Annotated in this window: 5 protein-coding genes; 3 read left to right on the top strand and 2 right to left on the bottom strand. The window is 62.6% G+C overall.

Translation table 11 applies throughout. The annotated features are described in order from the left end of the window. On the bottom strand, positions 1-860 hold an 860-nt coding region (locus JWQ61_RS00935), incomplete at its 3' end, for a LysR family transcriptional regulator (RefSeq protein ID WP_304358856.1). A 137-nt stretch (positions 861-997) separates the two neighbouring features. Here JWQ61_RS00935 and JWQ61_RS00930 point away from each other — a divergent pair. The 3 genes from JWQ61_RS00930 to JWQ61_RS00920 all read left to right on the top strand — a co-directional run bounded on the left by JWQ61_RS00930 (position 998) and on the right by JWQ61_RS00920 (position 3260). Continuing rightward, positions 998-1756, top strand: a complete 759-nt coding sequence (locus JWQ61_RS00930; RefSeq protein ID WP_304358855.1) for a 3-oxoacyl-ACP reductase family protein — start codon at positions 998-1000, stop codon at positions 1754-1756. 250 nt (positions 1757-2006) lie between these two features. Beyond that, complete coding sequence (locus tag JWQ61_RS00925; RefSeq protein WP_304358854.1) at positions 2007-2846, top strand: AraC family transcriptional regulator; 840 nt, start codon at positions 2007-2009, stop codon at positions 2844-2846. 51 nt (positions 2847-2897) lie between these two features. Next, on the top strand, positions 2898-3260 hold the full coding sequence (locus JWQ61_RS00920; RefSeq protein WP_304358853.1) for a VOC family protein: 363 nt from the start codon (positions 2898-2900) through the stop codon (positions 3258-3260). 43 nt (positions 3261-3303) lie between these two features. On the opposite strand, the gene JWQ61_RS00915 is transcribed toward JWQ61_RS00920, so the two are convergent. Then, on the bottom strand, positions 3304-4728 hold a 1425-nt coding region (locus JWQ61_RS00915), incomplete at its 5' end, for a DUF885 family protein (protein ID WP_304358852.1).

The raw sequence follows: 4728 nt of genomic DNA, 5'->3' as shown, positions 1-4728 counted from the left end.
AACACCCGGGTCTTGGCCGGCAGCAGTTTTTGCGCGGCAAAGTAGAGCGACAAGGTGCCGCCGTCGACATACCAGTCCGGCAGTACGCGCACCAGGGTTTTGTTTTGCAGGAACGGCAAGGCATTCGGCATGCTGACCAAGGCGATGCCGAGGCCCATTTGCGCGCTTTCGCAGCCGGCTTCGGGATCGCTCATGGTCATGCGCATGCGCAGCGTCACCGGCGCCTGCTGGTTGCTCCGGTTGCGTAAGGGCCAAGGCCGCACCCGCCCGGTCTGCGGCGAGCGGATGAAAATGCCGTCGAATGCGTGCAGGTCTGCCGGCGACGCCGGCGCCGGCCGTTCGTTGAAATAAGCCGGCGCGGCTACCAGCACGCGGTGCGCCGGCCCGAGTTCGCGCGCCACGACGCCGGGCGGCAGTTCGAAACCGCCGCCGATGGCGGCATCGAAACCTTGCGCGATCAGGTCGACCTGGCGGTTATCGAAATGCCAGTCGGGCGAGATCGCCGGATATTTCGCCAGGAACGGCGCCAGCAGCGGCACCAAGTAGGCACGGCCGAAGCCTGTGCCCATGCTGACCTTGAGCACGCCGGCCGGCTGACCGCCGGCACTGGCCAGGTTGTCGACGGCTGACTGGATCGACGTCAGTCCATCCCTGATCTCATGCAAAAAACTTTCGCCGGCCTCGGTCAGGGTCAGGCTGCGCGTGCTGCGATGGAACAGGCGCACGCCCAGTCCGGTCTCCAGCCGCGCCACGTTCTTGCCGACCGCCGCCGAGGTCATGCCGAGCCGGCGCGCCGCTTCTGAAAAACTGCCGGCCTCGGCGCTGCGGACAAAACATTGCATGCCAATCATAGTTTCCATGGTTTTACTTTAAACCTTTGGTATCAAGTGAATATGAAGATTAGTGGCTAGTAACGACATAATGATCGGCAGATACTTCGCTTGTCAACCCGGCGCTCGCCACTGTGGCAGCGCCCCAACCAACAAGGAGAAATATCATGGCCATCAACCAAGAAACAGCAGTGCTTGCCAACAAAGTCGCCTTCATACAAGGCGGCTCACGCGGCATCGGCGCCGCCATCGCCAAGCGGCTGGCCCGCAACGGCGCCGCTGTCGCCCTGACCTATATCAGCTCGGCCGATCGCGCCGCGCAAGTCGTCAAGGACATCGAAGCCGCCGGCGGACGCGCGCTGGCGATCCGGGCCGACAGCGCCGATGCGGACGCCATCAAGGCGGCAATCGGACAAGCTGTCGCTGCTTTCGGACGGCTCGATATCCTGGTCAACAATGCGGGTGTGCTGGCGATTGCGCCGCTGGCTGAATTCAGCCTGGAAGATTTCGACCGCACGCTGGCGATCAATGTGCGCAGCGTGTTCGTGGCGACGCAGGAAGCGGCGCGCCACATGACCGAAGGCGGCAGGATCATCAACATCGGCAGCACCAACGCCGACCGCATGCCGTTTGCCGGCGGCGGCCCCTATGCGATGAGCAAGTCGGCGCTGGTCGGCCTGACCCGCGGCCTGGCGCGCGACCTCGGTCCGCGCGGCATCACCATCAACAATGTGCAGCCAGGCCCGGTCGATACGGAAATGAATCCGGCCGGCAGCGAATTCGCCGCCACCCTGAAAGCGATGATGCCGGTCGGCCGTTATGGCAAGGATGAGGAAATCGCCAGCTTTGTCGCTTATCTGGCAGGCCCTGAGGCGGCCTACATTACCGGCGCCAGCCTGTCTATTGACGGCGGATTTGCTGCCTGACGATGGATTGAGGCAGTTACGCCTCAAGGTCGTGGTTACGGTGCTCCCCGGATCAGACCGGGAGAGCACCGAACTGCTGCAGCAAACCCAGGTGGCCGACATGGACTCACGCCAATCAGGTTATGGAAGCGTTGCAGAACCAGCAGTATAAAATTTCAACTTAACTTCAAGTCAAGCGCTTGCAAAAACCGTATGTGCGCCTTCACGGCAAGCCATTCACGCTTTTTTAATTTGGCGTAGACTTAATGGGATGAATACCCTGATTCTTTCGCAAAGCGCGTCGGCGACGGTGATCGATTACCGTTGCAGCGCCAGCCCGGGCGACCTGCCGGTCACCGAATCGCACCACAGGCATTCGGTGTCCTACGTGCGGCGCGGCAGCTTCGGCCTGCGCTACCGCGGCGTGCAGCACGAACTGGTGCCGGGCTCGGTGATGATCGGCCATCCCGGCGATGAATACTGCTGTACCCATGACCACCATGTGTGCGGCGACGAATGCCTGTCTTTCCAGTTTTCCGAAGGATGCATCGAATCGATAGGCGCCAAGGAAACGCTTTGGCGCAGCGGCGCCTTGCCGCCGCTGAACGGCATCATCATGCTCGGCGAACTGGGACAGGCTGCCGCCGAGGGGCGCAGCGACGTCGGCCTGGAGGAAATCGGACTGCTGCTCGTCGCGCGTTTTGTCGCGCTCAGCTCCGGCAAACAATCCGCGCCGCTGGCGGCGACGACCCAGGACCGGCGCCGCGCAGTCAATGCCGCGATGTGGATTACCGCACATGCGCATGAGGAGATCGACCTCGAACGAACCGCCGCCGAGGCAGGCATGAGTCCTTTTCATTTCCTGCGGCTGTTCAGCCGTACACTCGGCGTCACGCCGCACCAGTACCTGCTGCGCTCAAGGTTGCGCCATGCGGCAAGCCTGCTGGCTGATGGCCGCTCCGTCACGGATACGGCCTATGACGTCGGTTTCAACGATCTATCCAATTTTGTGCGCACTTTCCACTGCGCCGCCGGCGTCTCGCCCAAGCATTTCCAGCGGGTGGCCCGCGGCGAGCGCAAGATTTTCCAAGAAAAGCTGGATGCGATCTGAAATGATGATTGCCTGATCCATCCACGTGGATGCGATGACAAGGAGACCATCATGTTCGACCATATCGGATTGAAAGTGAAGAACCTCGACGCCAGCATGCAGTTTTACCAGGCAGCGCTGGAAAACCTGGGATATGTCCTGGCGGCGCAGGGCGACGGTTATGCCGGCTTCGGGCCGCCGGAGCAACCGGCGCTCTGGTTATATGCCGCTGCCGATGCGCCGGCCGGGAGCACCCATGTCGCTTTCGGCGCCGCCGATCACAAGCAGGTCAAAGGTTTTCATGCGGCCGGCCTGGCGGCTGGCGGGCGCGACAACGGCAAGCCGGACCTGCGCACCGAATACAGTCCGACTTACTACGGCGCGTTCCTGATCGATCCGGACGGGAACAACGTCGAAGCCGTTTGCTACGGCTGAAGATGAACGCGGCGCGGCCTGCCGGCAGGCCGCGCCGCATCTTTTATGCCGTGCGCGCAGCGGCGATGTAGCGGTCAATCACGGTCGGCAGCACTGTCAGCGGTACACCGCCGCATTTCACCAGCGCGTCATTGAAACCGGCCAGGTCGAACTTGCCGCCCAGCGCGGCTTTTGCGCGTTCGCGCTGATGCATGACTTCGTTGTGTCCCATCTTGTAGCCGCAAGCCTGCCCCGGCAACACGCAATAGCGGTCGATCTCGCTGGTCATGGCGGCCTGGCCGCGCCCGGTGTTTTCAATCAGGAACTGGATCGCCTGCTGCCGCGTCCATTGCATCGAATGCAGGCCGGTATCGACCACCAGGCGGCAGGCGCGGAACTGCTGTGCCTGCAGGTAGCCGACCTGGCTGAACGGATCGGTTGCGTACAGCCCGAATTCGTCGACCAGCTGCTCGGCATACAGCGCCCAGCCTTCGACAAAGGCGTTGAAACCCATCAGCGAAGTAATCAGCGGGATCTGCGCATGGTGCTCGGCCAGATAGGCGCCCTGCCAGGTGTGGCCGGGGATGCCCTCGTGCGCAGTCAGCGTGGCGATCTCGGATTTCGGCCAGAGCTTGGTCGATTTCAGGTTGATGTAATAAATCGCCGGCCGCGATCCGTCCAGCGCCGCGAAGTTCATATAACCCAGCGCCGCCCCGGCTTCGATATCTGACGGCACACGCTTGATCACCAGCGGCGCCTGCAGGTCCAGGTGGGAAATTTTCGGCATCAGCTTGCGGATCGCAGCCACGCGCTCGTTGCAATAGGCGATCAGCTGCGCGCGTCCCTGGTCATCGTCGGCATAGAAGCGGGAAGGATCTTTCGACAGCGCCAATATGCGTTCGCCGACCGTGCCTTGCGTGATTCCCTGCGCCTTGAGGATGGCGTCGATGCGCGCCTGCAGCATCTTGTTCTGCTCCAGTCCGATCGCATGGATTTCACTCGCGCCATGGGTGGTAGTGGTACCCAGCTTGAGCGCCCATTCGTAATACGCCGCGCCGTCGGGCAAGCGCTGCACGCCGGCGACATCGGTAGCCTTGGCGGTGGCTTTGGCGAAGGTCTCGATCTGCCGTTCCAGCGCCGGATACACCAGTGTATTCACCAGCTTGGTCGCGCGCGCTTCCCAGTCACCCTCTATGCCGAGTTTCCTGGTGCGTCCGGCGATCGAAGTGACCAGCTTCTGCGCCGCCGCCGGCGTCTTGCGATAGTTGCGCAACTGGCCCAGCGCGGTATGCGCGATGAAATCGGGCGGCATGATGCCCTTGGCGGCCTGTTCGGCGATGCGCGCACTTTCCTGGTCGAGCAGGCGCGCCATCGCTGTCACGCGCTCCAGATAGGCTTCGGCATCGGCCGCGTTGGCGATCTTGTGCTGCGAATCGAGAAATTCCGGTACCGCGGTCAGCGCCCCATCCTGCTGGGTAACCGGGAACGG

Source organism: Collimonas fungivorans, assembly GCF_028292705.1.
In the GTDB taxonomy this organism is placed as follows: Bacteria; Pseudomonadota; Gammaproteobacteria; order Burkholderiales; family Burkholderiaceae_D; genus Collimonas; species Collimonas fungivorans_B.
Note: the sequence above shows the minus strand (reverse complement) of the source record. Positions and strands in the feature narration are given on the sequence as shown.